The sequence below is a fragment of the Myxococcus sp. CA033 genome, from assembly GCF_013336625.1.
GTDB classification, from domain to species: domain Bacteria; phylum Myxococcota; class Myxococcia; order Myxococcales; family Myxococcaceae; genus Myxococcus; species Myxococcus llanfairpwllgwyngyllgogerychwyrndrobwllllantysiliogogogochensis.
Window position 1 is genome coordinate 1 of the sequence record NZ_JABUMU010000092.1, and the last position, 418, is coordinate 418.

Sequence of the window (418 nt, forward strand, 5' to 3'; positions counted from 1 at the left end):
CGGCCAAAGTCGTTGCTGGTGATCGTGCCCGTGAATCGACATCCCTTCAGGATGACGCCCTCCCAGCGGAAGTTCTTGAGCTCCTTCTTGACGTCTACGGTGCAATCGATGAGCTGCGTCCTGGTAATCACCAATGCCCGTGTTGGGACCTTGATGATGAGATGGCATCGCCTCAACGTCAGGTGGTGACCCAGGTAGTAGAGATGCTCCTTGCTGGTCAGCTCCAGGCGCTCGTCTTCGATGGTTGTGTCGCTGAATTGAATCACGAGGTTCCTGCGCTCGATGGCCTTAGAAGGTAATCATCCGGAAGAGGATGCTGGCCAACCGTTTGCCGTGCAAGGCGACGTTCGATGCTGTTCCCGAGAGGACCTCGTATTGGCAGCCCGTTCTTGGATCGACTGCATCAACTCCGGTGTTG

The 418-nt window shown here is 56.2% G+C and carries 1 pseudogene; it reads right to left on the reverse strand.

Annotation, left to right across the window (positions count from 1 at the left end):
• Positions 1-266: pseudogene (locus HUA78_RS45775) on the reverse strand (hypothetical protein); the annotation flags it as partial.
• Between the last annotated feature and the right edge of the window lie 152 nt (positions 267-418).